The 24,449-nt window shown below is 61.9% G+C and carries 24 protein-coding genes; 10 read left to right on the top strand and 14 right to left on the bottom strand.

Annotated elements, in window-relative coordinates:
• Nucleotides 1-18 precede the first annotated feature (18 nt).
• The 7 genes from DNK34_RS14285 to DNK34_RS14255 all read left to right on the top strand — a co-directional run bounded on the left by DNK34_RS14285 (nucleotide 19) and on the right by DNK34_RS14255 (nucleotide 7,833).
• A complete protein-coding gene (locus tag DNK34_RS14285; RefSeq protein WP_131175636.1) occupies nucleotides 19-525 on the top strand; it encodes a GspH/FimT family protein in 507 nt (168 codons plus the stop codon).
• Between the two features lie 94 nt (nucleotides 526-619).
• Nucleotides 620-1,030, top strand: coding sequence for a GspH/FimT family pseudopilin (locus DNK34_RS14280; protein ID WP_165497315.1), 411 nt, complete (start codon nucleotides 620-622; stop codon nucleotides 1,028-1,030).
• A 2-nt stretch (nucleotides 1,031-1,032) separates the two neighbouring features.
• Nucleotides 1,033-1,581, top strand: a complete 549-nt coding sequence (gene pilV / locus DNK34_RS14275) for a type IV pilus modification protein PilV (protein WP_242675328.1) — start codon at nucleotides 1,033-1,035, stop codon at nucleotides 1,579-1,581.
• A gap of 9 nt (nucleotides 1,582-1,590) precedes the next feature.
• Nucleotides 1,591-2,406 carry a prepilin-type N-terminal cleavage/methylation domain-containing protein gene (locus DNK34_RS14270; protein ID WP_131175639.1) on the top strand — a complete coding sequence of 272 codons (816 nt, stop codon included), beginning with the start codon at nucleotides 1,591-1,593 and terminating at the stop codon, nucleotides 2,404-2,406.
• Nucleotides 2,403-2,969: a pilus assembly PilX family protein gene (locus tag DNK34_RS25865; protein ID WP_278248875.1), complete on the top strand. Its 567-nt coding sequence runs from the start codon at nucleotides 2,403-2,405 to the stop codon at nucleotides 2,967-2,969. The genes DNK34_RS14270 and DNK34_RS25865 overlap by 4 nt, the downstream gene beginning before the upstream one ends.
• Nucleotides 2,970-2,984: 15 nt before the next feature.
• Complete coding sequence (locus tag DNK34_RS14260) at nucleotides 2,985-7,367, top strand: pilus assembly protein (protein ID WP_131175640.1); 4,383 nt, start codon at nucleotides 2,985-2,987, stop codon at nucleotides 7,365-7,367.
• A gap of 4 nt (nucleotides 7,368-7,371) precedes the next feature.
• Nucleotides 7,372-7,833: a type IV pilin protein gene (locus tag DNK34_RS14255; protein WP_278248876.1), complete on the top strand. Its 462-nt coding sequence runs from the start codon at nucleotides 7,372-7,374 to the stop codon at nucleotides 7,831-7,833.
• 49 nt (nucleotides 7,834-7,882) lie between these two features.
• On the opposite strand, the gene ispH is transcribed toward DNK34_RS14255, so the two are convergent.
• The 6 genes from ispH to murJ all read right to left on the bottom strand — a co-directional run bounded on the left by ispH (nucleotide 7,883) and on the right by murJ (nucleotide 15,737).
• A complete protein-coding gene (gene ispH / locus DNK34_RS14250; RefSeq protein WP_131175641.1) occupies nucleotides 7,883-8,827 on the bottom strand; it encodes a 4-hydroxy-3-methylbut-2-enyl diphosphate reductase in 945 nt (314 codons plus the stop codon).
• Between the two features lie 166 nt (nucleotides 8,828-8,993).
• Nucleotides 8,994-9,431, bottom strand: coding sequence for an FKBP-type peptidyl-prolyl cis-trans isomerase (locus DNK34_RS14245; RefSeq protein ID WP_131175642.1), 438 nt, complete (start codon nucleotides 9,429-9,431; stop codon nucleotides 8,994-8,996).
• A complete protein-coding gene (gene lspA, locus DNK34_RS14240; protein WP_131175643.1) occupies nucleotides 9,424-9,927 on the bottom strand; it encodes a signal peptidase II in 504 nt (167 codons plus the stop codon). Before lspA ends, DNK34_RS14245 begins: the two co-directional genes overlap by 8 nt.
• Before the next feature lie 207 nt (nucleotides 9,928-10,134).
• On the bottom strand, nucleotides 10,135-12,969 hold the full coding sequence (ileS, locus tag DNK34_RS14235) for an isoleucine--tRNA ligase (protein ID WP_131175644.1): 2,835 nt from the start codon (nucleotides 12,967-12,969) through the stop codon (nucleotides 10,135-10,137).
• Nucleotides 12,970-12,978: 9 nt separating this feature from the next.
• A complete protein-coding gene (gene ribF, locus DNK34_RS14230) occupies nucleotides 12,979-13,917 on the bottom strand; it encodes a bifunctional riboflavin kinase/FAD synthetase (RefSeq protein ID WP_131175645.1) in 939 nt (312 codons plus the stop codon).
• A gap of 275 nt (nucleotides 13,918-14,192) precedes the next feature.
• Complete coding sequence (murJ, locus tag DNK34_RS14225) at nucleotides 14,193-15,737, bottom strand: murein biosynthesis integral membrane protein MurJ (protein ID WP_131175646.1); 1,545 nt, start codon at nucleotides 15,735-15,737, stop codon at nucleotides 14,193-14,195.
• A 476-nt stretch (nucleotides 15,738-16,213) separates the two neighbouring features.
• On the opposite strand from murJ, the gene rpsT reads away from it, so the two are divergent.
• Complete coding sequence (gene rpsT, locus DNK34_RS14220) at nucleotides 16,214-16,492, top strand: 30S ribosomal protein S20 (protein ID WP_131175647.1); 279 nt, start codon at nucleotides 16,214-16,216, stop codon at nucleotides 16,490-16,492.
• A 157-nt stretch (nucleotides 16,493-16,649) separates the two neighbouring features.
• On the opposite strand, the gene DNK34_RS14215 is transcribed toward rpsT, so the two are convergent.
• The 5 genes from DNK34_RS14215 to rplU all read right to left on the bottom strand — a co-directional run bounded on the left by DNK34_RS14215 (nucleotide 16,650) and on the right by rplU (nucleotide 20,435).
• Entirely contained in the window at nucleotides 16,650-17,108 is a 459-nt protein-coding gene (locus DNK34_RS14215; RefSeq protein ID WP_131175648.1) for a CreA family protein, read from the bottom strand.
• A 67-nt stretch (nucleotides 17,109-17,175) separates the two neighbouring features.
• Nucleotides 17,176-18,294 carry a glutamate 5-kinase gene (gene proB / locus DNK34_RS14210; protein ID WP_131175649.1) on the bottom strand — a complete coding sequence of 373 codons (1,119 nt, stop codon included), beginning with the start codon at nucleotides 18,292-18,294 and terminating at the stop codon, nucleotides 17,176-17,178.
• An 86-nt stretch (nucleotides 18,295-18,380) separates the two neighbouring features.
• Nucleotides 18,381-19,604: an Obg family GTPase CgtA gene (cgtA, locus tag DNK34_RS14205; RefSeq protein WP_131175650.1), complete on the bottom strand. Its 1,224-nt coding sequence runs from the start codon at nucleotides 19,602-19,604 to the stop codon at nucleotides 18,381-18,383.
• A 223-nt stretch (nucleotides 19,605-19,827) separates the two neighbouring features.
• Entirely contained in the window at nucleotides 19,828-20,085 is a 258-nt protein-coding gene (gene rpmA, locus DNK34_RS14200; protein ID WP_013789841.1) for a 50S ribosomal protein L27, read from the bottom strand.
• Nucleotides 20,086-20,123: 38 nt separating this feature from the next.
• Nucleotides 20,124-20,435, bottom strand: a complete 312-nt coding sequence (rplU, locus tag DNK34_RS14195) for a 50S ribosomal protein L21 (RefSeq protein WP_131175651.1) — start codon at nucleotides 20,433-20,435, stop codon at nucleotides 20,124-20,126.
• A 310-nt stretch (nucleotides 20,436-20,745) separates the two neighbouring features.
• Here rplU and DNK34_RS14185 point away from each other — a divergent pair, with 310 nt between their 5' ends.
• Nucleotides 20,746-21,714 (top strand): polyprenyl synthetase family protein, encoded by a 969-nt coding sequence (locus DNK34_RS14185; protein WP_131175653.1) that lies wholly within the window; start codon nucleotides 20,746-20,748, stop codon nucleotides 21,712-21,714.
• A 401-nt stretch (nucleotides 21,715-22,115) separates the two neighbouring features.
• A complete protein-coding gene (locus DNK34_RS14180) occupies nucleotides 22,116-22,343 on the top strand; it encodes a PA4570 family protein (RefSeq protein WP_131175654.1) in 228 nt (75 codons plus the stop codon).
• A 72-nt stretch (nucleotides 22,344-22,415) separates the two neighbouring features.
• Here DNK34_RS14180 and bamJ read toward each other — a convergent pair whose 3' ends face one another.
• The 3 genes from bamJ to DNK34_RS14165 form a co-directional block, all read right to left on the bottom strand.
• Nucleotides 22,416-23,033, bottom strand: a complete 618-nt coding sequence (gene bamJ / locus DNK34_RS14175; protein ID WP_131175655.1) for a BamJ family beta-barrel-assembly machinery protein — start codon at nucleotides 23,031-23,033, stop codon at nucleotides 22,416-22,418.
• A 264-nt stretch (nucleotides 23,034-23,297) separates the two neighbouring features.
• Nucleotides 23,298-23,789: a TIGR00645 family protein gene (locus tag DNK34_RS14170; RefSeq protein WP_131175656.1), complete on the bottom strand. Its 492-nt coding sequence runs from the start codon at nucleotides 23,787-23,789 to the stop codon at nucleotides 23,298-23,300.
• Nucleotides 23,790-23,963: 174 nt separating this feature from the next.
• On the bottom strand, nucleotides 23,964-24,305 hold the full coding sequence (locus tag DNK34_RS14165) for a PA4575 family protein (protein ID WP_131175657.1): 342 nt from the start codon (nucleotides 24,303-24,305) through the stop codon (nucleotides 23,964-23,966).
• Nucleotides 24,306-24,449 lie beyond the last annotated feature (144 nt).

Genomic DNA, 24,449 nt, shown 5'->3' with positions numbered 1-24,449 from the left:
TGCAAAGGGAAGCGCACCATGAATCGAGATCAACAGAAGGCGCTCAGCCTTTTTGAGTTGCTGGTCACCACCGGCTTACTCGCCATCGCATTGGCGCTGGGCCTACCGGCTTTTGAACAACTGGCCCAAGCCAATCGCAGCCAGACCATTCACGACCAGCTCAAGGCAAGCCTGCACTTAGCTCGGACACACAGCATCAGCCAGGGCCGGACTGTAGAGCTCTGTGGTTCGAGTGGGGGTCACAGTTGCGATCATGCCTGGCAAGGAGGCTGGTTGATCCGAGAACAGAGCAGCGCCCAAGCTATTCACAACGTTCGCCTGTCCCAGCACGAACACTTGGCCTGGAAAGGCCTCTCGAAACCAATCCGGTTCCGTCCGACAGGGCACTCCAATGCCAGCAACGGTACATTCACTTTCTGTAGTCAGGATGGGCAACCACTCTGGCAGATCGTGCTGAATCGCCAAGGCAGAGCACGTACGGCCAAGGCCAACCAGCTCCGCGCCAATGCCTGCGAAACCCGCTGACCGGCCATCCCGCCCGATCTCCCACTCGTCCTGCACTGGACGCAATTGCCCGAATATTCGGGCATATAGATGCGCGGGCAATGGAGTATCCAGAATGCACAACCAACGTAATACAGGGTTCACACTGATCGAGCTGATGATCGTCGTCAGCGTGCTCGCTATCTTCGTCAGTATCGCCCTGCCCGCATTCAACAACCTGATCGAAGGCAACCGGCTCGCCAGTACCGCCAATGAATTTCAGACTCTCCTGATATCCGCACGCAGCGATGCGGTAACACGCCGAACCCCCATCAGCGTAAGCCAGGAGAACAACACCTGGAGCACCGGGGAACGCCAACTGGACATCCCCGACAGCATCAGCGTCACCGCCGACAAGACGACCATAACCTTCAACCCCAATGGCACCGCCACAGAATCCTCAACGACATTCACCAGCAGCAATACCGGCACAACGTACACCATCAAGACGAAGTTGCCCGGTCTTGTCCAGAAAACGCAGGGCTGAGTATGAACACAGCACATCCATCCCGCGGTTTCAGCATGATCGAAGTGTTAGTGACCATAGTTCTGATCACCATTGGAGTACTCGGCATGGTCGCGTTGCAGGGACGCACCATCAGCTACACGCAGGACGCCATCCAGCGCAACAGCGCTGCCATGCTGGCCGACAACCTGGTGGAACTGATGCGTGCCGACCTCGACAACGTGCTGAGTGGCGGTTTGCCAAAAAGCTCTTCTTCCTACTATAAGGCCGCTGGCAGTGATTTCCCTACCGCCCCGTCGAACTGCAGCTCGCTAGCCACGCTCAATGCCAGCCAGCGGCTCGGTTGCTGGGCGGAAAACACCAAGGCTGCCCTGCCGGGAGCGGCGTCGCTCATGAAGCAGCAGTTTCACATCTGTCGCTCTGCCACCCCATCAGGCCCTACCAATGACGACGGCTGCAGCAGCAGCGGCTCGACGATCGAAATACGCGTGGCCTGGGCCGTGAAAGGGGGCGAATGTCCGGACGCCCCCAATAACGAATTCTGTACCTATACGGTTCGCGTAGAGCTCTAGGAAATAGCCATGAACTTACTCAAAGGCCAGCGAGGGCTTTCACTTGTCGAATTGATGGTCGCTCTGCTGCTCAGTTCGTTCCTGATCTTGGGCGTGACCCAGATCTACATCGACAACAAGCGCAGCTACCTCTTTCAACAAGGCCAGAGCGAGAACCAGGAAAATGGTCGCTTTGCCCTGCTGTTTCTGGAAAAAGAGCTGGCCAGAGCCGGTTACCGGCGCGATCCACGCGGGGATATAGGCGATGCCTTCCCGGCCAACAACCAGTTGAGTTGCGGCTTCCTGGCAGGGCAAAGCATCGTCAGGGTCGACGCCAGTACCCTCTGCACGCGTTACCAGCCCCGTGACGTCAACGAAACCGACTGTGAAGGTAACCTGCCGTTCTCGAGCCATACTGGGCTCGACGAGCCCTATGCGGAAACATTCAGCAGTGATGAAAACATCATCCAAAAGATTACGCTCAACAACGGCAGCCTGACCTGCCAGAGCGCCTCATCGAAAAGCGCTATCGAACTGATCGAAGGCCTGCAGGCCATTTACTTCGATTACGGTGTCAACAGCGATCTCGATGAGCGCCAGATCACCAAGTACACCGCCGCCCCAGCCTCCAGCGAGTTCGTCCGCAGCCTGCGTTACTCCCTGCTACTGGCCGCAACGCCCAGCAACCTGTCCCAGGGCGTTACCAGTCGACTTTGCGAGAACGACGAGAACACCGACAGCATAGGAGACTGGCAGAAACTCACCGGCCAGACCTTCGACTGCACGGATGGAAAGCTCTACCAGATGGTCAGCGGTAGTTCGACCCTGAGGAACCTGATGCCATGATCAGCCCACTTCCCCATCGACAGTCAGGCGCCGTTCTCTTCGTTGCCCTCATCATGCTGTTAATCATCACCCTGCTGGGTATCGGCAGCATGCGCGAAGTGGTGCTGGAAACCCGCATCACCGGCAACCTGCTCGAGCAGAAACGCCTGCAGAACGCTGCCGAGTCGGCGCTGCGCGAAGGGGAAAGGCGCATTACCACCGGCACCAATATCACTCAGTGCAACACCAAGACCACGACTGCACCTTGCTATATCAGCGAAGCCACGGACCTGGACTATTCGTTTGACAAAGCACTGGCGTACAGCGGGCTCGATGGCGACACCGACCTTGAACGCGAAGCCCGCTGGTATCTTCGGCTGATCGGTGGCCCCTATACAGCAGGTAGCACAGGCGCAAGCGCCAATGGCGCGAGCAATGCACTTGCCTCACCAGAAACGGCGCAATCAGGCAGTACCTTCTATTACGAAGTCAATTCGCAGTCCTACCAGGACGGCAATGACAGCGATACCTGTACGTCAGCCACCCTGTGCCTGACATCCACCGTCACCCTGCTTGTCGAATAGCGCAAGGAGAGCACCATGCTACAACGAATCCCCTCCTTCGCCCTCGGCATCGCCCTGGGGCTTTCCATAAGCGTGCCAAGTGCCTCGGCGGCCGCCAACACGGTTCTGTCGCAGACCCCGCTGTTCGTCAGTGAGGCCGCGCCACCAATGAACATGCTCGTGGTCGCGAAAGACCACAAGCTTTTCGCGCCCGCCTATAACGATGCTTCGGATCTCGACGAAGATGGTGTGCTCGATATCTATTACAAACCGGATATCGACTACACCGGTTACTTCGATTCTTACAAATGCTACAGCTATGCCAATAACGTCTTTACCCCTGTGGCAACCACACAAACCAAGACCTGTACAAACCAGGCGGATGCCCGCTGGAGTGGTGACTATCTCAACTACCTGACCATGTCGCGGATCGATGTGCTGCGTAAGGTTCTCTACGGTGGCTATCGCTACACCGACACTACGACCGAGACCGTGCTAGAGCGTGTATTCATTCCCAACGATGCCCACACCTGGGGCAAGGAATATCTGAGCATCGACCGCGACGGTTACGATATTGCCGACTACACGCCTATCAGCAAGCCAACCAATGGCAAGTACATCCTGTTCGCCAATACCTCGCGTCCCACCACCAGTGGCACCAATTCCCTATATACCTATAGTGGCAATGGTGCAGTCCCCAAGTTACGGATCATCACCAGCACCCAGCAAGGCAACAAGACTTACCGCATCTGGGGTTGGGTATCACGTGAGGTGAATCAAGGCACTAACGCCATCAACGCCGACGACAGCGCCCGTACCGGCACCACCATCACTCCAACCTACGATCTCACCGTTCGGGTGAAGGCCTGCGTTAGCGGCCTGTTGGAGGATAACTGCAAGCTCAACAAGCCCACAGGCTTGCTCCATGACTACGGCGCTTCAGACAAAATGTACTTCGGCCTGATGACCGGTACGTTCACCAACAACCTACGTGGCGGCGCCCTGCGCAAAGCGCCGACTACCAGTTTCAGCAATGAGTTCAACAGTAGTACAGGCCGCTTCCTGACCAACAACTCAGGTACCAATGTCAATGCAGACCGCAACTATGTGGATGCCAGCGGCATCGTCGCCAACCTCGACCGCTTGGTCTACCTCGCCGATTGCCGCGACACCTGGAGTACCAGTTTCTCCAACGGCACCTGCCGTAACTGGGGCAATCCGCTGGGCGAAATGGCCTACGAGACCCTGCGCTACTTCGCCGGCACGAGCGCCAACTCGCACTACGCCTCGGGCAACAACGACACCAATTCGCCGCTCTCCCTACCGAGTGCGCCGAACTGGAGCAACCCCTACTCCGCAGATACGATCGCCACTTGCGCCGCCCCTTTCATGACTCTGGTCAGCGACGTCAACCCCAGCCATGACTCCGATGTACCGGGCAGCAGCCTGGGCACCGACGAGAAGCCAACCGATGACCTTGGTTTCAGCTTTGCCACCCTGGGCGATACCCTATGGTCGAAGGAAGTGGGTGGCAGTGCTTCGATCAATATCGGCCAATCTGGCAGCACCAGCGACAACGCTCCAACGGCCAAGACAGCCAACAGCTTCGCCAACATCCGTGGCCTGCCCGAGGAGCCGACCCAGCAGGGCAGCTACAGCACTGCAGCGGTCACCTACTTTGGTAGCCAGAACGAGATTTCGGCTTCCGGCAGCCATCCGGTTCAATCATTCTCGGTAGCCCTGTCCTCTACTCTGCCAAACATCCAGATCACCTCCGGCAATAACACCGTCACCTTCAAACCCTACGGGATGGTGGTCTCCAACAGCCTGGTCGAGGCCATCACCGGCTTCTACATGGACACCATGGCCAACACTTCAAGTGGCAATCAAAACAGCAGCCTCAACGGTGGGCGTCCCTACTATAAGTTCCGCGTGGTCTACGATGATGCAGGGGCGACAGGCGACTACGACATGGACGCCATCGTCTTGTACGAGGTCAAGCTGAATGCCGACGGCACCGTCTCGATCACGACGGATACCGAGTACTCCGTGTCCGGGGCCGAATCCCACATGGGCTACACGATTTCCGGTACAACCAAGGACGGCATCTACTTGGAAGTCGCTGGTGGAGTAGGTGGAACCAGTGGTAAAGACTCGTCCACCGTGACCCGCTACAAATTCGATACGCCCAGCGGCAAATGGTCGGGCGAATGCAACAACAACGGTTCTGCCAGTACCAGTTGTGCCCGTCTGCCCGGCAGGGCCGGCAGCAACGCAGCCTTGTCGGCAGGAACTTCAAACACCCGCACCTTCACGCCCTCCAGTACGACCGGCGTGACCACTCTGAAAGACCCTATGTGGTACGCAGCCAAATATGGCAAGAGCGACCTGACCACTTGGGATACCAACAACGATGGAGTGCCGGACAACTACTTCCTGGTCAGTAACCCGACGAAACTGCAGGCCCAGTTGAAGTCGGCCTTCGACGGTATTCTGCAATTGAACAGCAGCGTCACGGCTCCCAGCATCAGCTCGGAAGCGGCGCAGGATAGCAGTACTTCAGACAGCATCTATACCTACACGACCAGCTTCAGCGTGGATGGATGGAGCGGCGACCTGAAGAAGATCAATACTTCCACATCCGAAGTAGTGTGGAATGCCGCCTCCAATCTAAGAGCAAGCGGTAGGAATATCTACTTCGCCGGTACGAACAACACCCTGACCTCCTTTACTTGGGAGAACCTGACAACTGACCAGAAGACCCTGCTCAACCGTGACGCAACGGGAACGGTCGATAGCAAGGGCCAGGCACGAGTGGATTTCATCCGCGGCAACAGCAACGCCTCTTTCCGCAGCCGAGACACATTACTGGGCGACATCATCAACTCCTCCCCGCTTCTGGTAACCGGTGCGGACTACGACACCGCCAGGGCCAATAGCCTGGAAGAAAGCAGCAGTTACGCCACGTTCAAGAGTCAGCAGAGCGCCCACCCGAACGTGATCTACGTCGGTGCCAATGACGGCATGCTGCATGCGTTCAATGCGGCGGACGGTACCGAGCTCTTCTCCTTCGTGCCCAAGGCCGTACTCCCCAACCTGCCGGTATTGACGGCCAGTGACTATGGCCAGGAAGGCGGTACCGAACACCAGTATTTCGTCGACGGCACTCCGATCGCTCGCGATGTGTATTTCAACGGTGAATGGCACAAGGTTCTGCTTGGCAGCCTGGGGGCTGGGGGGCGGGAGGTATTCGCACTGGATATCACTAACCCTGCAGAACCACAGTTGCTCTGGGAATTCACCAATGACGACGATGGCGATATGGGTTACAGCGTCCCCAAACCCAATATCGCCCGCCTGCACAACGGTAAGTGGGTGGCGCTCGTCCCCAACGGCTATGAAAGTGGCAATGCTACAAAGGCGGTGCTGTTCGTACTGGACATCGAGACGGGGGAGCTGCTCAAGAAACTCACAGCCACCCCCACGCTAAGCGACGGAGAAACGGCCGGCACCCTCGGCAACGGCCTGTCACGTATCACCGACTCCGACTTCAATGGTGACGGTATCGCCGACTACGCCTATGCCGGCGATCTGCTGGGCAACCTGTGGCGCTTCGACCTGCTCGACACCAGCGCGGAGATGCCCCTTACCGCGGACGCCACAGACGCGCAGTTCGCCGTATCCTTCGGTGGCAACCCGCTATATGTCGCACGCGACGCCAGTGGCAAACGGCAGCCCATCACTGCCGCGCCGACACTGGTCAAACACCCGAGCGGTGTCGGTTACCTGGCAATAGTCGGTACCGGACGCTACCTGACTACCACTGACAAGACTTCGACCGATCGGCAGAGCCTCTACGGCATCTGGGATCGCAAGACAGCCGGAGAGGCCACCAACAGCTCCCTGAGCGCCAGTAAGGTTCGCCGTGATCTCACCCAGCAGACATTGACTCAGACGACCTTCAATAACGCCACTGTCTTCACGCTGAGCAACAATGACATCACTTGGTATGATGCCGAAGGCACCGCCGACAATAACGTCAACAAATGGGGCTGGTACCTCGACTTCACCCAGAGTGGCGAACGGCTCATCTACAATATGAACCTGTATGGCAATACGCTGATTCTGAGCAGCATCACCCCTACGGCCAATGCCTGCTCTGCGGGTATGACCGGCACCGTTTATGGCCTCAATCCACGCAGCGGTGGCGCTACACGCTACGCGACCTTCGACCTGAACGGTGATGGGACATACGATGCTGGGTACGCCGGCTTCGTCATTGACGGCGGCGACTTCAGCATTTCCAGCGGTAAAATCTATGTCAACGCCAACGATGGCGGCACCGAAGAGACCCCACTCAACCCCGGCATTTCCGAAGGCCGACAGACCTGGCGGCAGATCACTACCGAAGAGGAATGATTTCGTGTGCGACAACAAGTACCGGCTACAGGTGGGCTTTACGCTGATCGAAATGATGGTGGTGGTAGCGATCATCGGCATTCTGGCCGCTATCGCCTACCCAAGCTACGACGCTTACGTGAAACGTGGCTACCGCGCGGAAGGCCAGGCCTTCCTCAACGATGTCGCCGCACGCCAAGAGCGCTATTTCGCACAGAACAATAGCTACATCACCGATCAGAAAAAAATTGGCGCCCTTGGCCTGACGACCCAAAGCAGTGGGGAAGGCGAAGATGCCAGCACCACGTCGCAGTCCCAAACGGACAAATACAGTCTGGGGGTCAGCAGCGTCAATGGCGATGGTGGCTATACGCTTACTGCCACTCAGCAGTTCAACGACAGCAAGTGTGGGAATCTGACGCTCAATGCCAAAGGCGAACAGGGTGTAAGCGTCACAGGCGCTTCTGCCAGCGAGTGCTGGCGCTAACATAAAAAACCGGCCTTCCAGCCGGTTTTTTATTGCCTGAACAAACCCTCTACACCACCTTCAAGCGCAACTCCTTCGGCATGGAAAACGTCACGTTCTCCGGCCGTCCATCGAGCTCCCGGGCGTCGCTGGCGCCCCATTCGCGGAGCTGCTCGATCACACCGCGCACCAGCACTTCCGGGGCCGAGGCGCCGGCGGTGATGCCGATGCCGGCGACGCCGTCGAACCACTCGCGCTTGAGGTCTTCGGCACCGTCGATCAGGTAGGCCGGGGTGCCCATGCGTTCGGCCAGTTCGCGCAGGCGGTTGGAGTTGGAGCTGTTGGGGCTGCCGACCACCAGCAATACATCGCACTCGGCGGCCAGTTGCTTGACCGCGTCCTGGCGGTTCTGCGTGGCGTAGCAGATATCGTCCTTGCGCGGCCCGCCAATGCTGGGGAAGCGCGCGCGCAGGGCATCGATGACCTTGCTGGTGTCGTCCATCGACAAGGTGGTCTGGGTGACGAAGGCCAGGGCCTCGGGATTGCGCACCTGCAGCGTGGCGACATCCGCTTCGTCTTCGACCAGGTAGATGGCGCCGCCATTGCTGGCGTCGTACTGGCCCATGGTGCCCTCCACCTCCGGGTGTCCGGCATGGCCGATCAGGATGCACTCGCGGCCGTCACGGCTGTAGCGCACCACTTCCAGGTGCACCTTGGTCACCAAGGGGCAGGTGGCGTCGAACACCTTGAGGCCACGATTGCCGGCCTCGTTGCGCACCGACTGGGAAACGCCGTGGGCGCTGAAGATGACGATGACGTCATCGGGCACCTGATCCAGTTCCTCGACGAACACCGCGCCACGCGCGCGCAGATCCTCGACCACGAACTTGTTGTGCACCACTTCGTGACGCACGTAGATCGGTGGTCCGAAGACTTCCAGGGCGCGGTTGACGATCTCGATGGCGCGATCGACACCGGCGCAGAAGCCGCGGGGATTGGCGAGTTTGATATGCATGGGACTCTCGGCACGCAAAAGCTGGGTGATGGAAAGTGTAACGCGCAAGCCGCTCGCGAGCGGCAACTCCTGTAGACCCCGATAGCGCCGGGAATCTCCCTGCGCCGAGTATCTATCGCTCCTCGTCTCGCCCTCGAGAGCCGGGCCATAACGACCCGGCCTGGGCTCAGAGGGCTCGAACGTCGATGATCTCCACCTCGAAGCTCAGCGTCTTGCCGGCCAGCGGGTGGTTGAAATCGATGGTCACCTGGTTGTCGTCGAAGGCCTTGACCACGCCCGGCAGCTCGGCATTGGCCGCATCGTTGAAGATCACCAGCAGCCCCTCCGACAGGTCCATGTCCTGGAACTGCGAACGCGGCATGACCTGCACGTTCTGCGGGTTGGGCTGGCCGAACCCCTGCTCGGGCAGCACCTGCAGGGTGCGCTTGTCGCCGGCCTTGAAGCCGAACAACGCCGATTCGAAACCGGGCAGCAGGTTGCCGTCGCCCACCGTGAAGGTAGCCGGCTGCTTGTCGAAGGTGCTGTCGACCACATCGCCGTTGTCCAGCTTGAGGGCAAAGTGCAGGGTCACCTGCTTGTCGGGGCCGATACGCACATCAGTCATTGCCCGCGTCTCCAGGCTTCTTGCTCTTGAACATGTCCAGCGCCAGCAGCACGGCACCGACGGTGATGGCGCTGTCGGCAATGTTGAAGGCCGGGAAATACCAGCGGTTCTGCCAGTGCACCAGGATGAAGTCGACCACATGGCCGAACACCACGCGATCCACCAGGTTGCCCAGCGCGCCGCCGAGCACCAGGGCCAGGCCGACGGCCAGCCAGGTCTCGTCGGCCTTCAGGCGTTTGAGCCAGACCACCAGCACCGCGCTGACGACGATGGCGATCAGGGCGAACAACCAGCGCTGCCAGCCCGAGGCGCCGGCCAGGAAGCTGAAGGCCGCACCGGTGTTGTAGGCCAGCGTCCAGCTGAAGTAGTCGGGGATGACCTCGATCCGCTCGTACATCGACAGGTTGTTGTCGAACCAGAACTTGGTGACCTGATCGATCACGAATACCAGGGCGCTCAGCCATACCCAGGACAGTTTGCCGAAGCGAGAGGTCATGAATACCCTCCCGGCCTTTGCGTAGAAGCGAGTGTGCTCGCGGTCGGTAGCAAATGCGGATCGCCAGCAGGCCGGCTCTCGTAAGATATCGAATAAGCCGTTGATTCATAGGCGTTGAAATAACCGTAGGATGGGTGCCAACCCATCGGCAATTGATGGGTTGGCACCCATCCTACGGCCTGACAAGACACAACGGCGCCCTGGGCATCACGCATAGTGACGCACCTCGCCCTGGCCATCGATATTGGCCACGCAACGGCCGCAGATATCCGGGTGGGCCGCATGGCTACCGACATCGGCGCAGAAGTGCCAGCAGCGGGCGCACTTGGTCAGCCCGGATTTGACGATTTTCAGCTTCAACCCGCCGACTTCGGTCTGCACCGCATCGGTCGGCGCAGCCGCCAGAGGCGCCAGACTGGCCCCGGAGGTGATCAGCACGAAGCGCAGTTCGTCGCCCAGGCGGGTCAGGTCGGCGACCAGCGCCTCTTCGGCGAAGAGGGTCACCTCGGCCTGCAGGTTGCCGCCGATCAGCTTGGCGCTGCGCTGGTTCTCCAGCTCCTTGTTGACGGCGGTCTTGACCGCCATGAGCCGTTCCCAGAAGGCGCGATCCAGCTCGAAGCCTGCTGGCAGCTCGCTCAGGCCCTGGTACCAGGTATTGAGCATCACCGACTCGTTGCGCTCGCCCGGCAGGTACTGCCAGATCTCGTCGGCGGTGAACGAGAGCACCGGGGCGATCCAGCGCACCAGGGCCTCGACGATGTGGTACATGGCGGTCTGGCAGGAGCGGCGCGCCACGCTGTCGGGCGCGGTGGTGTACTGGCGATCCTTGATGATGTCGAGGTAGAAGCCGCCCAGTTCCTGCACGCAGAAGTTGTGCACCTTCTGGTACACGTTCCAGAAGCGGTAGCTGCCGTAGGCCTCTTCGATCTCGCGCTGCAGCAGCAGGGCACGGTCCACCGCCCAGCGGTCCAGGGCGAGCATGTCGTCGGCCGCCAGCAGGTGCTGCGCCGGGTCGAAACCGCTGAGATTGGAAAGCAGGAAGCGCGCGGTGTTACGGATACGCCGGTAAGCGTCGGCGCTGCGCTGCAGGATCTGCTCGGAGACGGCCATCTCCCCCGAGTAATCGGTGGAGGCGACCCACAGGCGCAGGATGTCGGCGCCGAGGCTGTCGATGACCTTCTGCGGCGCGACCACGTTGCCCAGGGACTTGGACTGCTTGCGGCCCTGCTCGTCGACGGTGAAGCCGTGGGTCAGCAGCTCCTTGTACGGCGCGTGGCCGTCGATGGCGCAGCCGGTGAGCAGCGAGGAATGGAACCAGCCGCGGTGCTGGTCGGAACCTTCCAGATACAGGTCGGCTGCCGGGCCACTGGCATGGGCCAACTCGGCGTGCGAACCGCGCAGCACGTGCCAGTGGGTGGTGCCCGAGTCGAACCAGACGTCCAGGGTGTCTCGGCTCTTGTCGTACTGGCTGGCCTCGTCGCCGAGCAGCTCGGCGGCGTCGAGCTTGAACCAGGCCTCGATGCCTTCCCGCTCGACGCGCTGGGCGACCTCTTCCATCAACTCGACGGTGCGCGGATGCAGTTCGCCGCTTTCCTTGTGGGTGAAGAACGGAATCGGCACGCCCCAGTTGCGCTGGCGCGAGATGCACCAGTCGGGACGACCGGCGATCATGCTGTGCAGGCGCGCCTGGCCCCAGGCCGGTACGAACCGGGTCTGCTCGATGGCGGCCAGCGAACGCTCGCGCAGGGTCGCGCCTTCATTGGGCTCGGTATCCATGCCCACGAACCACTGCGCGGTGGCGCGGTAGATCAGCGGGGTCTTGTGCCGCCAGCAGTGCATGTAGCTGTGGTTGATCACCTCGTGCCTGAGCAGCGCGCCCACTTCGTCGAGCTTGGCGACGATATTGGGGTTGGCCTTCCAGATGAACTGGCCGCCGAAGAACGGCAGGGACTCGGCGTAGACGCCATTGCTCTGCACCGGGTTGAGGATGTCGTCGTTGCTCATGCCGTACTGCTTGCAGATACGGAAGTCGTCCTCGCCATAGGCCGGCGCGGAGTGGACGACGCCGGTGCCGGCGCCCAGCTCGACGTACTCGGCCAGGTAGACCGGCGAGAAGCGCTCGTAGAACGGATGACGGAAGCGGATCAGCTCCAGGGCGCTGCCCGGCGCGGTGGCGATCACCTCGCCCTGCAGGCCGTAGCGCTGCAGGCTGCTCTCGACCAGTTCCTCGGCGAGCAGCAGCAGGCGGTCGCCGACATCCACCAGGGCGTAGTTGAACTCGGGGTGCACGTTCAGCGCCTGGTTGGCCGGGATGGTCCAGGGCGTGGTGGTCCAGATCACGATGCCGGTGGGCTTGCCCAGGCTGGCCAGACCGAAGGCGGCGGCCAGCTTGTCAGCGTCCTCGACGGGAAAGGCCACGTCGATGGCATCGGACTTCTTGTCCTGGTATTCGACTTCGGCCTCGGCCAGCGCCGAGCCGCAATCGAAGCAGAAGTTGACCGGCTTGAGGCCCTTGAACACGAAGCCGTTCTTGACCATTTCCGCCAGGGCGCGGATCTCGCCGGCCTCGTTGACGAAATTCATGGTCAGGTAAGGGTTGTCCCACTCGCCGAGCACACCCAGGCGGATGAAGCCGGCCTTCTGCTCTTGCACCTGCTCGGCGGCATAGGCGCGGCAGCGCTCGCGGGTGAGGTCGGCGGGCTGGTTCTTGCCGAAGGTGGTTTCCACCTTGTGCTCGATCGGCAGGCCATGGCAGTCCCAGCCTGGTACGTAGGGCGCGTCATAGCCGGCCAGGGTCTTGGAACGGGTGATGATGTCCTTGAGGATCTTGTTCAGCGCATGACCGATGTGAATGCTGCCGTTGGCATAGGGCGGGCCATCGTGCAGGACGAACTTCGGCCGTCCTTCGCCAATCTCACGCAGCTTCCGATACAGACCAATCTCGTCCCAGCGCTGCAGCATCTGCGGCTCGCGCTGCGGCAGGCCGGCCTTCATCGGGAACGGGGTATCGGGAAGATTCAGCGTGGCTTTATAGTCGGTCATCTCGGCTCTTCACTTAAGCGGTTGGCCCTGCCAATGGGCGCGGGCGGCGGCAATATCGGCAGCAATTGCCGTCTTCAGTGCCTCGAGTGAGGCGAAACGCTGCTCATCGCGCAGCTTGTGGTGGAATGCCACCGTCAAACGCCGGCCATACAGGTCGCCGGCAAAGTCCAGCAGGTGCACCTCGAGGTGGGCGCTGCCATCACCGTCGACACTGGGGCGCACGCCGATATTGGCCACCCCGGGCCACGATCGGCCGTCTATCTCGGCGCTGACCAGGTAGACCCCGCTCAGCGGTACGCGCTTGCGCTTGAGCTGCACATTGGCGGTCGGCGCATTCAGCTGACGGCCCAGCTTCTGCCCGTGCAACACCCGCCCGGCGATCTGGAACGGCCGCCCGAGCATGCGTTCGGCCAGGCCGAAATCACCCGTGCCCAGCGCTTCGCGTATGCGCGTACTGCTGACACGCATGCCATCTATCTCGACGGTCTTCGCCGCCTCGACGGTAAAGCCTTCGCGGCTGGCCGCCTCGGCGAGAAAGGCGAAATCGCCGGCCCGGTCGCAGCCGAAGCGGAAATCGTCGCCGACCTCCAGGTGCTCGACACCCAGGCCGTCGAGCAATACCCGCTGGACGAACTCGGCGGCGCTCAATTCGCGCAGACGCGGATTGAAAGCCAGGCACAGGACGAGGTCGACGCCCTCGGCAGCCAGCAAGGCGAGCTTGTCGCGCAAGCGGCTCAGCCGGGCGGGTGCATCGTGCGGGACGAAGAACTCGCGCGGCTGCGGCTCGAAGATCACCACGCAGCTGGGCACCGACAATTCCCGAGCACGCTCGCGCAAACGCGCCAGGATGGCCTGATGACCACGATGCACGCCGTCGAAGTTACCGATGGTGGCGACACAGCCCCGATGCTGGGGCCGCAGATTATGAAGGCCTCGAACCAGCTGCATAACGCGCTTCTTGCTCACAAAGTGGCCAATTATACGCACAGCGGCAGGCGCCGGGTAGGCTGGCCGCCTTCGCCGCTGCGTTATCGCGCAGCAAACAGGAGGATGCAGGCGGCAGGATGGGTGCACCCCATCAATTGTCGATGGGTTGCACCTACGCGGCCCGCCCCATCCTACGGGTATTCATTCATATATAAATCAATTGACTACAATTGTTCATGAGAGGCGCCGCGCGCACCACAATAGCTCGCTGCCGGCGCAATGATGGCTGTCAGGGCTCAGTTGACCGAGCGCCGGGCGAAATCACGCAGACGAAAACCCAGTATCGCCAGCACGGCGAAATAGCTGAGCGCCCCCACGATCACCAGCACGCCGAGGCGCAGCAAGCGCTCCAGCATCACACCCTGATCCCAGGCCGGCATCAGCCATAGCGCCCCCAGCAAGACCGCGACCATGACCAGCACCGCGATCACCAGCTTGACGATGAAGGGCAACCATCCCGGTTGCGGCTGATAGAAGTTACGCGCGCGCAGCTTCCAGTAGAGCAGGCCGGCATTCAGGCAGGCCGCCAGACCGATGGACAAGGCCAGGCCGGCATGGGCCAGCGGGATGACGAAGATGAACAGCAGGTTCATCACCTGGGTCATCAGCAGGGTGAACATGGCGATGCGCACCGGCGTGCGGATGTCCTGGCGGGCATAGAAGCCCGGGGCGAGCACCTTGACCAGCAGCATCCCCAGCAACCCTACCGAGTAGGCGAGCAGGGCACGCTGGGTCATGTCGGCGTCGGCCGCGGTGAACTTGCCGTACTGGAACAGCGCCACCACCAGCGGCTCGGCCAGTACCGCCAGCGCCAGGGCGCAGGGTAGCGCCAGCAGCAGGCACAGGCGCAGCCCCCAGTCGAGCAGCTTCGAATAGGCCGCAGGATCGGCAGAGGCATGGCTCTTCGACAGCGACGGCAACAGGATCGTCCCCAGCGCCACGCCCAGCACCCCCGCCGGAAGCTCCATCAGACGGTCGGCGTAGTACATCCACGACACCGAACCGGCGACCAGAAAGGAGGCGAACACGGTATTGATGATCAGCGATATCTGCGCCACCGAGACCCCGAGAATCGCCGGCCCCATCTGCCGCAACACACGCCAGACGCCGCTGTCGCGCATATTGATGCGCGGCAGCACCAACAGGCCGATCTTGCGCAGATGGGGCAACTGATAGAGCAACTGCAGCAGGCCGCCGACCAGCACGGCCCAGCCCATGGCCATGATCGGCGGATCGAAATACGGGGTCAGGAACAGGGCGAAGACGATCATGCTGACGTTCAGCAGGGTCGGCACGAAAGCCGGCACGGCGAACCGGTTCCAGGTATTGAGCAGCGCTCCGACGAAGGACGAGAGCGAGATCAGCAGAATATAAGGAAAGGTCACCCGCAGCAGGTCGCTGGTCAGCTCGAAGCGCTCCGGGTTGTCACTGAAACCCGGCGCCGAGGCCCAGACGATCCACGGTGCGGCCAGCACGCCGAGCAGCGTCACCAGCGCCAGCACCAGGGTCAGTTGCCCGGCGACATAGGCGACGAAGGTTCGGGTCGCCTCCTCGCCCTTCTGCGCCTTGTATTCGGCCAGGATCGGCACGAAGGCCTGGGAAAACGCCCCCTCGGCGAAAATGCGCCGCAACAGGTTGGGCAGCTTGAAGGCCACCACGAAGGCGTCCGAGGCGATGCCCGCGCCGAAGATACGCGCCATGATGGTATCGCGGACAAAACCGAGAACCCGCGAGAGCATGGTGATCGAGCTGACGGCGGCCAGCGACTTGAGTAGGTTCATTCAGCAGAGGTGCTCTGGTTCAGGGAGTGAGCTTCGTTCAGCGGCAATCACCGCATCGCGCCAGACACAGACCACAAAACGGCGCATGCGTGCGGCATTCACCTGCACGGGCGGCGAGTGTAGAATCCCCGCGCCGAGAAAGCACCCTCCCGGGTAATGCCGATCGGATAAGGTTTTTGTAGAAGCAGGGGCGCCTACAGGAGAGCGGCAAACCACCGCCCGTGAGGCGCATCGACCTCGGCGCGATGCGAGGGTGGCCATCGCACAAAAGCGTGTCACGGCCACCAATCGCCGCGGAGGCGCGGCTCCCACAGGGCCAGGGCAAACCGCCGTTTTGCGGGCCCGATGCTCAACTGACAGGCATTTCCCACCCGGCTGACGACCGACCAGCGATCCGCCTTGACAAGCGCAGCGCTCACCGGCATGATTCGCGGCCTTATTTGTCTGTAACCCCTTAGTTTTCGAGGAGCTTGACGGTGGCCAATACACCTTCTGCCAAAAAACGCGCAAAACAGGCTGAGAAGCGTCGTAGCCATAACGCCAGCCTGCGCTCCATGGTTCGTACCTACATCAAGAACGTGGTCAAGGCCATCGACGCCAAAGACCACGAGAAAGCACAAGCCGCTTACGTTCTGGCGGTGCCTGTAATCGACCGCATGGCCGACAAGGGCATCATCCACAAGAACAAGGCCGCTCGCCACAAGAGCCGCCTGAACGGGCACATCAAGGCACTCGGCGAAGCCGCCGCTGCCTAAGCTGCACGTTTCTTGAAAAACCGACCCCAGGGTCGGTTTTTTATTGCCTTCGAATACAGATAAGCCGGAAAAAGCGCTAGAGGCTGAACGCCGTACGAATCGTTCAGCCTCCAGCCTCAAGCGCCTCTTGTCGAACCACAGGACGTGAAACCCGACTCTAACGAGCGTCAGGCCAAGGCATGATCGGGATCGCCGTGACCGCATTCTGCGGACTGCCCTCGATGACGCGGTCGCTATAGACCAGGTACACCAGGGCGTTGCGCTTCTCGTCGAAGAAGCGCACCACCTGCATGGTCTTGAAGATCAGCGAGGTGCGCTCGCGGAAGACCTCCTCCCCCGCCTTCAATTCGCCCTCGAAACGAATCGGCCCGACCTGACGGCAGGCGATGGACGCTTCGGCGCGATCCTCGGCAAGCCCCAGGCCGCCCTTCACGCCACCGGTCTTGGCCCGCGACAGGTAGCAGGTCACGCCCGCCACCCTGGGATCGTCGAACGCCTCGACCACGATCTTGTCGTTGGGCCCCATCCACTTGAACACCGTGGACACCTCGCCGATCTGCTCGGCGGACACCCACAGCGGCAACGCACACAACACGCCAAGCCATCCTGCCTTCATACGACCTCCTCGATGGACACAGCCAAGCCGCCCCTCTTCGCTTGAAGCTTGAAGCTTGAAGCTGCCTTTAGACCAGAATCAGGTTATCGCGATGCACCAGCTCGGGCTCATCGACATAGCCGAGCAGTTGCTCGATATCATCCGAGGGCCGGCCAATGATCTTCTGCGCCTCGAGCGCACTGTAGTTGGCCAGGCCCCGGGCGACTTCACGGCCGTCCGGCGCCACGCACACCACCATCTCGCCGCGGCGGAAACTGCCCTGCACCGCCTTGACCCCGACCGGCAGCAGGCTCTTGCGATCGGACACCAGCGCCTTCACCGCGCCGGCATCCAGCACCAGGGTGCCGCGGGTCTGCAGATGCCCGGCCAGCCACTGCTTGCGCGCCGCCAGCATGCCGCGCTCCGGCACCAGCAGGGTACCGAGCAACTCGCCGGCCTTGAGGCGCGCCAATACCTGCTCGATACCGCCGCCGACGATCACCGTGTGCGCCCCCGAGCGCGCCGCCAGGCGCGCCGCGCGCAGCTTGGTCTGCATGCCGCCACGCCCCAGCGCACCGCCGACCGCCCCCGCCACCGCATCGAGCGCCGGGTCGTCGGCACGCGCCTCGTGGATCAGCTGGGCATCGGGGTTATGGCGCGGGTCGGCATCGTACATGCCATCGCGATCGGTGAGGATCACCAGCAGATCCGCCTCCACCAGGTTGGCCACCAGCGCCGCCAGGGTGTCGTTGTCGCCGAAACGGATACCGTCGGTGACCACCGTGTCGTTCTCGTTGATGACCGGCACCACATCCAGCTCGACCAGGGTGCGCAGGGTGCTGCGCGCATTCAGGTAGCGCTTGCGATCCGACAGGTCGTCATGGGTCAGCAGGATCTGCGCGGTGCGCCGGCCGTGCTCGCCGAAACTCGACTCCCAGGCCTGCACCAGCCCCATCTGGCCAATGGCCGCCGCCGCCTGCAGCTCATGGATGGCACTGGGTCGCGCCGTCCAGCCGAGGCGACTCATACCGGCCGCCACCGCCCCCGAGGACACCAGCACCAGCTCCACGCCCTGCGCGCGCAGCGCCACCATCTGCTCGACCCAGACCGCCATTGCCGCACGATCCAGGCCACGCCCATCGGCCGTCAACAACGCACTGCCGATCTTCACCACCCAGCGCCGCGCGCCGCTCACCTTGTCACGCATGATTCCAACCTCAAACAGAATGCGTTACGACAGACCACCCCGGACACTGACAAAAACGCCGCAATCAAGCGGCGTCGGTCGTCCATTCAATCCCGGACGTAAATGATCTCCGGGCCATCCTCATCATCCTCTTCATCCCAGAAGCCATCGTCATCCTCGACCGAGCCCACGGCCTTGACGCCCGAGCGGCGCAGCGCGCGCTGGTCGTCCAGCGCCTGCAGCTGGGCACGAGCCTCGTCCTCGATGCGCTGATCGAGCTCGGCCACCTCGGCGGCGAAATCCGGGTTTTCCTGGATACGCTCGGCGCGCGCCTCCAGGTAATTCATGATGTCGTAGCACAGCTGATCGGTGCCTTCGCGCGCCAACGCGGAAATCACGTAGACCGGACCTTTCCAGTCGAGCCGCGCCACCACCTCGGCCACGCGCGCCTCATGCTCTTCCTCGAGCAGTTGATCAGCCTTGTTCAGCACCAGCCAGCGATCACGCTCGGCCAATGCCGGGCTGAACTTGGTCAGCTCGTCGACGATGGTTGCCGCCGACTCGGCCGGGTCGGTCAGATCCAGCGGCGCCATGTCCACCAGGTGCAGCAACAGACGGGTGCGCGCCAAGTGCTTGAGGAAGCGAATGCCGAGACCCGCGCCCTCCGAGGCGCCCTCGATCAGCCCGGGAATATCGGCGATGACGAAGCTCTTGTAGCGGTCGACGCTGACCACCCCCAGGTTCGGCACCAGGGTGGTGAAGGGGTAATCCGCCACTTTCGGCTTGGCCGCGGACACCGAACGAATGAAGGTGCTCTTGCCGGCATTGGGCAGGCCGAGCAGGCCGATATCCGCCAATACCTTGAGCTCCAGCTTGAGATCCCGGGCATCGCCCGGCTTGCCCGGCGTGGTCTGGCGTGGCGCCCGGTTGGTGCTGGACTTGAAGCGCGTGTTACCCAGACCGTGCCAGCCGCCCTGGGCGACGAGCAGGCGCTGGCCGGCCTTGGTCAGGTCGCCGATGACTTCCTGGGTGCCGGCGTCGATCACCGTGGTGCCGACCGGCACGCGCAGGATCAGATCCTCGCCCTTGCGCCCGGTGCAATCGGTGCTGCCGCCATTGGAGCCACGCTCGGCATCGAAGCGGCGGGTGTAACGGTAGTCGACCAGGGTATTGAGGTTTTCGTCGGCCTCCATGTAAACGGAGCCACCATCACCGCCATCACCACCGTTCGGCCCACCGTTCTCGATGAACTTCTCCCGGCGGAAGCTCATGCAACCGTTGCCGCCGTCACCGGCCTTTACAAAAATCGATACTTCATCGACGAATTTCATGGGTACGCCTCCCGCCATAAACGCGGGTCACTGAAACAAGGAACACCGGGTGCTTGCAAAATTGTCCTGAAACCGCCCGCTTGAACCCAGGACAGTTTGGCAAGAACCCACGCACTGCGCGACTCGTCACCTCCCCACACACCGGGAGACTCGATCACCACGCCATAGGATACAGAAACAAAAAAGCCCCGTCGCAGACGGGGCTTTTCCAGCAACCGCGCGATCAGGCCGCGACGACGCTCACGTAACGACGACCGAAGGCGCCTTTCACTTCGAACTTGATCACGCCTTCGATTTTCGCGAAGAGGGTGTGATCCTTACCCATGCCGACGCCGTAACCGGCGTGGAACTGGGTGCCGCGCTGACGCACGATGATGTTGCCAGGAACGATTTTCTGGCCGCCATACATCTTCACGCCAAGGCGTTTGGCTTCTGAGTCGCGACCGTTGCGGGTACTACCGCCAGCTTTTTTGTGTGCCATGAGTTCAATACTCCTATAAAGGGTTCAGGCGAAACGAATCAGGCCTGAATACCGGTGATTTTGATCTCGGTGAACCACTGACGGTGGCCCTGACGCTTCATGTGGTGCTTACGGCGACGGAACTTGATGATGGTGACTTTATCGTGGCGACCTTGCGCAACGACTTCAGCCGACACCTTGGCGCCTTCGACGACCGGAGCGCCGATGGTCACGTCATCACCGTTGCCGATCAGCAACACGCGGTCGAAAGTCACGGCTTCGCCAGTGGCGATTTCCAGTTTCTCGACCTTGAGGTATTCGCCTTCGGTGACCTTGTATTGCTTGCCACCAGTAACAATTACTGCGTACATGGTAAATCTCCGTTAATCCTGCTCACCCAGCGCTTTATAGGAATAAGTGTCGACTGGCATGGCTGCTCGGGGCCGGATGGACACCCGTGCAATTGCGTAAGGCAGGGAAATACCCAGGGGGAAGTTCAGGGTGCGCGATTGTACGCAAGCCATTGGCCCGGCGCAAGCGCCGCAGGCACTCGCCTTGATAGCCCACCCCTGCCCAATAGGGTCGCTGCCTTTTCAGGCCCCGCGCGCCGCCCTTCGGCTTGCGCTGAAACATCAACAGCACCTAACATGCCGCGCAACCCAGAAGGAGCACCTGCAGCCGATGCAACCCCAGGCTTTCTACAGTGTGGTGGCGGATGACTTTACCGCTGTCGACGGCATTATCCGTCAGCAGCTGGTATCCCGCGTCCCGCTGGTCGAGAAGATCGGCGACTACATCATTTCCGCGGGCGGCAAACGCCTGCGCCCCCTGCTCGTCCTGCTCAGCGGCAAAGCGCTGGGCCTGCACGACGACAAACTGCGCCTGCTGGCTGCCACCATCGAGTTCCTGCACACCGCCACCCTGCTGCACGACGACGTGGTCGACATGTCCGACATGCGCCGTGGCCGCAGCACCGCCAACGCCCAATGGGGCAACGCCCCGAGCGTGCTGGTCGGCGACTTCCTCTATTCGCGCTCCTTCGAAATGATGGTCGAGCTGGGCTCCATGCCGGTCATGAAGATCCTCTCCAAGGCCACCCGGGTGATCGCCGAGGGCGAAGTGCTGCAGCTGTCGAAGATCCGCGACGCCAGCACCAGCGAAGAAACCTACATGGAAGTCATCCGCGGCAAGACCGCCATGCTCTTCGAGGCCTCGACCCACAGCGCCGCGGCCCTGGCCGGGGCGACGCCCGAGCAGACCGAAGCGTTGCGCACCTTCGGCGACCATCTCGGCGTGGCCTTTCAACTGGTCGACGACCTGCTCGACTACCGCGGCGATGCCACCACACTGGGCAAGAACGTCGGCGACGACCTGGCCGAAGGCAAACCGACCCTGCCGCTGATCTACACCATGCGCGAAGGCCAGCCCGAACAGGCCGCCCTGGTGCGCCAGGCCATCCAGAAAGGCGGCCTGGAGGATCTGGAAAGCATCCGCAACGCCGTGGAAGCCGCTGGCGCCCTGGACTACACCGCGCAACTGGCCCGCGATTACGCCGAACGCGCCATTGTCTGCCTGGAGAAGCTGCCTGCCGGTGAATACCGGGATGCTCTGGTGGAACTGAGCCGCTTCGCCGTGGCCCGCACCCACTGAGCAACAGCCGCGCCAGAGAGCCCGTCCCAGTGACGGGCTTTTTTATGGCGATATGTTGCAGGAAGCGTAGATACCGTCTTGCTCCTTGGCCCGTTCGCACAGTAGGAGCGTCGCCCCCGGCGCGATGCGATGGCGGCCATGCTGCATAAATTGCGCTATGGCCACGATTCGCCGCGAGGTCGCGGCTCCTACGCAAATGCGGCAGTTCTGCGCGCTTGTTGCTGAATCCTGCAGGGCGGGGCATAGCCTGTTTATAGCCCGCCAGCCCACGAACCGTCGCCAGCGACGCCGAAAATTGCTACCGGCGATTTTTCATGGATCGACGAAAGGGCACGATTAAGCCTTGCTATTAACGTAATAAGAATTATTCTCATCACATCACCAACAGGGAGATGATGAGCATGACTTACCTAATAGACGCCTGGCTGGATCGACCGCACCCCTATCTGCGCATCCTGCACCGCGAAACCGGAGAAGTCTGCGCGGTGCTGGAGGAAGAAGCACTGGACGAACTGCGCAACCAGGGCGACCTGGATCTGCACGAACTCAGCTCGAGCGAGCCACTGGTGCTCAAGGAACTGGTACGCAGCCTGTTCCTCTACTGCTATGCCCGGGCCTTGCGCCCGTGACACCTGGCCACTGCCTCGCTCCCGGGAGCGAGGTGGCGCAGCGCCCCAACAAAGACGCCACGCCGAGAGCGCTTAGAGGATATCCAGCAACTCGACGTCGAACACCAGCACGCTGTGCGGCGGGATGCTGCCCACGCCCTGGGCGCCGTAGGCCAGTTCGCTCGGCACATACAGGCGCCATTTGCTGCCGGTACCCATGAGCTGCAGGGCTTCGGTCCAACCGGCGATCACCCCACCGACCGGAAACTCGGCCGGCTGACCACGCTCGTAGGAGCTGTCGAACACACTGCCGTCGATCAGGGTGCCGTGGTAATGGGTGCGCACGCTGTCTTCACGCGATGGCTTGGCGCCCGCGCCAGCAGTCAGCACTTCGTACTGCAGCCCGGACGCCAGCACGGTGATGCCTTCGCGCTTGGCGTTCTCGGCCAGGAAGGCCAGACCGGCGCCCGCGGCCGCTTCGGCCTTGGCCTTGGCTTCGGCCTGCATGACATCGCGGATCACCTTGAAGCTGGCCGACAGCTCGGCCTCGCTGACACGACTTTCCAGGCCGGTGAAGGCATCGGCCAGGCCGGCCAGCACCGCATCCAGGCTGACGCCGGGCGGTGGATTGTCACGCAGTTGGCTGCCGAGCTGGCGGCCGATACCGTAGCTGACGCGGGTTTCGTCAGTGGAGAGATTGAGTTCGGACATGGCGCGGCTCCGCAGGCTGGAAAAAAGGCCGGCCAGACTAGCACAGTCGTTGAGGGCCGTCGGCGATTCTGCGGCGCCTACAGAAAAGCGGCAAACCGCCGCCGGTACAGGAGCGTCGGCCTCGGCGCGATGCGCCGGTGGCCATCCCCACAAAGCGTGTCATGGGCCATCAATCGCCGCGGGGTCGCGGGCTCCTGCAGGGCGTCCCGGGCCCCGGCATACCATTTAATCGTGCCATCCCGGAAAACTGCAGGCTCCCGCCGATCAGTCGTGCTTGGTGAGCCTGTCCAGATAGCCCATGGCGAAGGCCGAAGCGACGAAGGTCATGTGAATGATCACGTACCACATCAGGTGGCTGGTGTCGTAACTGCGCGCATCCATGAACACCCGCAGCAAGTGGATCGAGGAGATCGCCACGATCGACGCCGCCACCTTCATCTTCAGCGAGCTGGAATCCATCTTGCCCAGCCAGGTGAGCTTTTCCTTGCTGTCATCGATGTCGAGCTGCGAAACGAAGTTCTCGTAGCCGGAAATCATCACCATCACCAGCAGGCCGCCGACCAGGGCCATGTCGATCAACGACAGCAGCACCAGGATCAGGTCAGCCTCGGCGAGGGCGAATACATTCGGCAGGATATGGAAAACTTCCTGGAAAAACTTCAGCGCCAGCGCCAATAGGCCAAGCGACAAGCCGAAGTAGATCGGCGCCAGCAACCAGCGCGATGCGTACATCGCGTTTTCGATAAAGCGTTCCATGGACTCTCACGGGCGATTGAACAGCGGGCGAGTATACCCAGCGCCAAGTGACAGGCAAACGCCGCCTACACGAGCCATGCGCGGCCAAATGCCGCACTGTGGATAACCCTGCCGCCCCGCACTTCCGGAGCGGATGACGGCGCAGCACGGGCGGCCAGGACCCAGCGGTACGAATCAGGTTTCCGGACGGCGCGCACAATCCCCGGCAGAGTGGTAGCGCTCACCATTCAGGCGGCGCAGTTCGGCCTGGGCGTGCAGGCGCCAGATCGGCAGCTCCTGGCATTCGCCATAGCCCTGCACAGCCAGGCTTTCGGCGATGTCATCGAGCACCTCTTCAGCCACGAAAGGGCCGCAGAACGGGCCTTGCGCCTTGATTGCCGAAGGCTGGGCGCCGGACATGCCGGCGGTACAGATCAATGTCCAGAGCCCCTGACCGCCCGCCAGCGGCAGCAGCACGCATTCGATACGGGTGGTCACGCCCAGGCATTGGCGAGTCAGGCAGAGGCTACGCGGCATGGCGGCGGCCCTCACGGGAACAGGCGTTCAGCCTACACCCGCATGGCCGGATCGGAAAAGCCTGCAGTTATCCACGCGACCTGTGGATAACCGTGTGGACGAAGCGTGGGCAAGCAGGTCCAGGCGGCATGCCAGGAGCTGCTC

The sequence above is a fragment of the Phytopseudomonas dryadis genome (assembly GCF_004327355.1).
GTDB classification, from domain to species: domain Bacteria; phylum Pseudomonadota; class Gammaproteobacteria; order Pseudomonadales; family Pseudomonadaceae; genus Aquipseudomonas; species Aquipseudomonas dryadis.
This window is presented reverse-complemented; position numbering and strand designations above follow the sequence as displayed.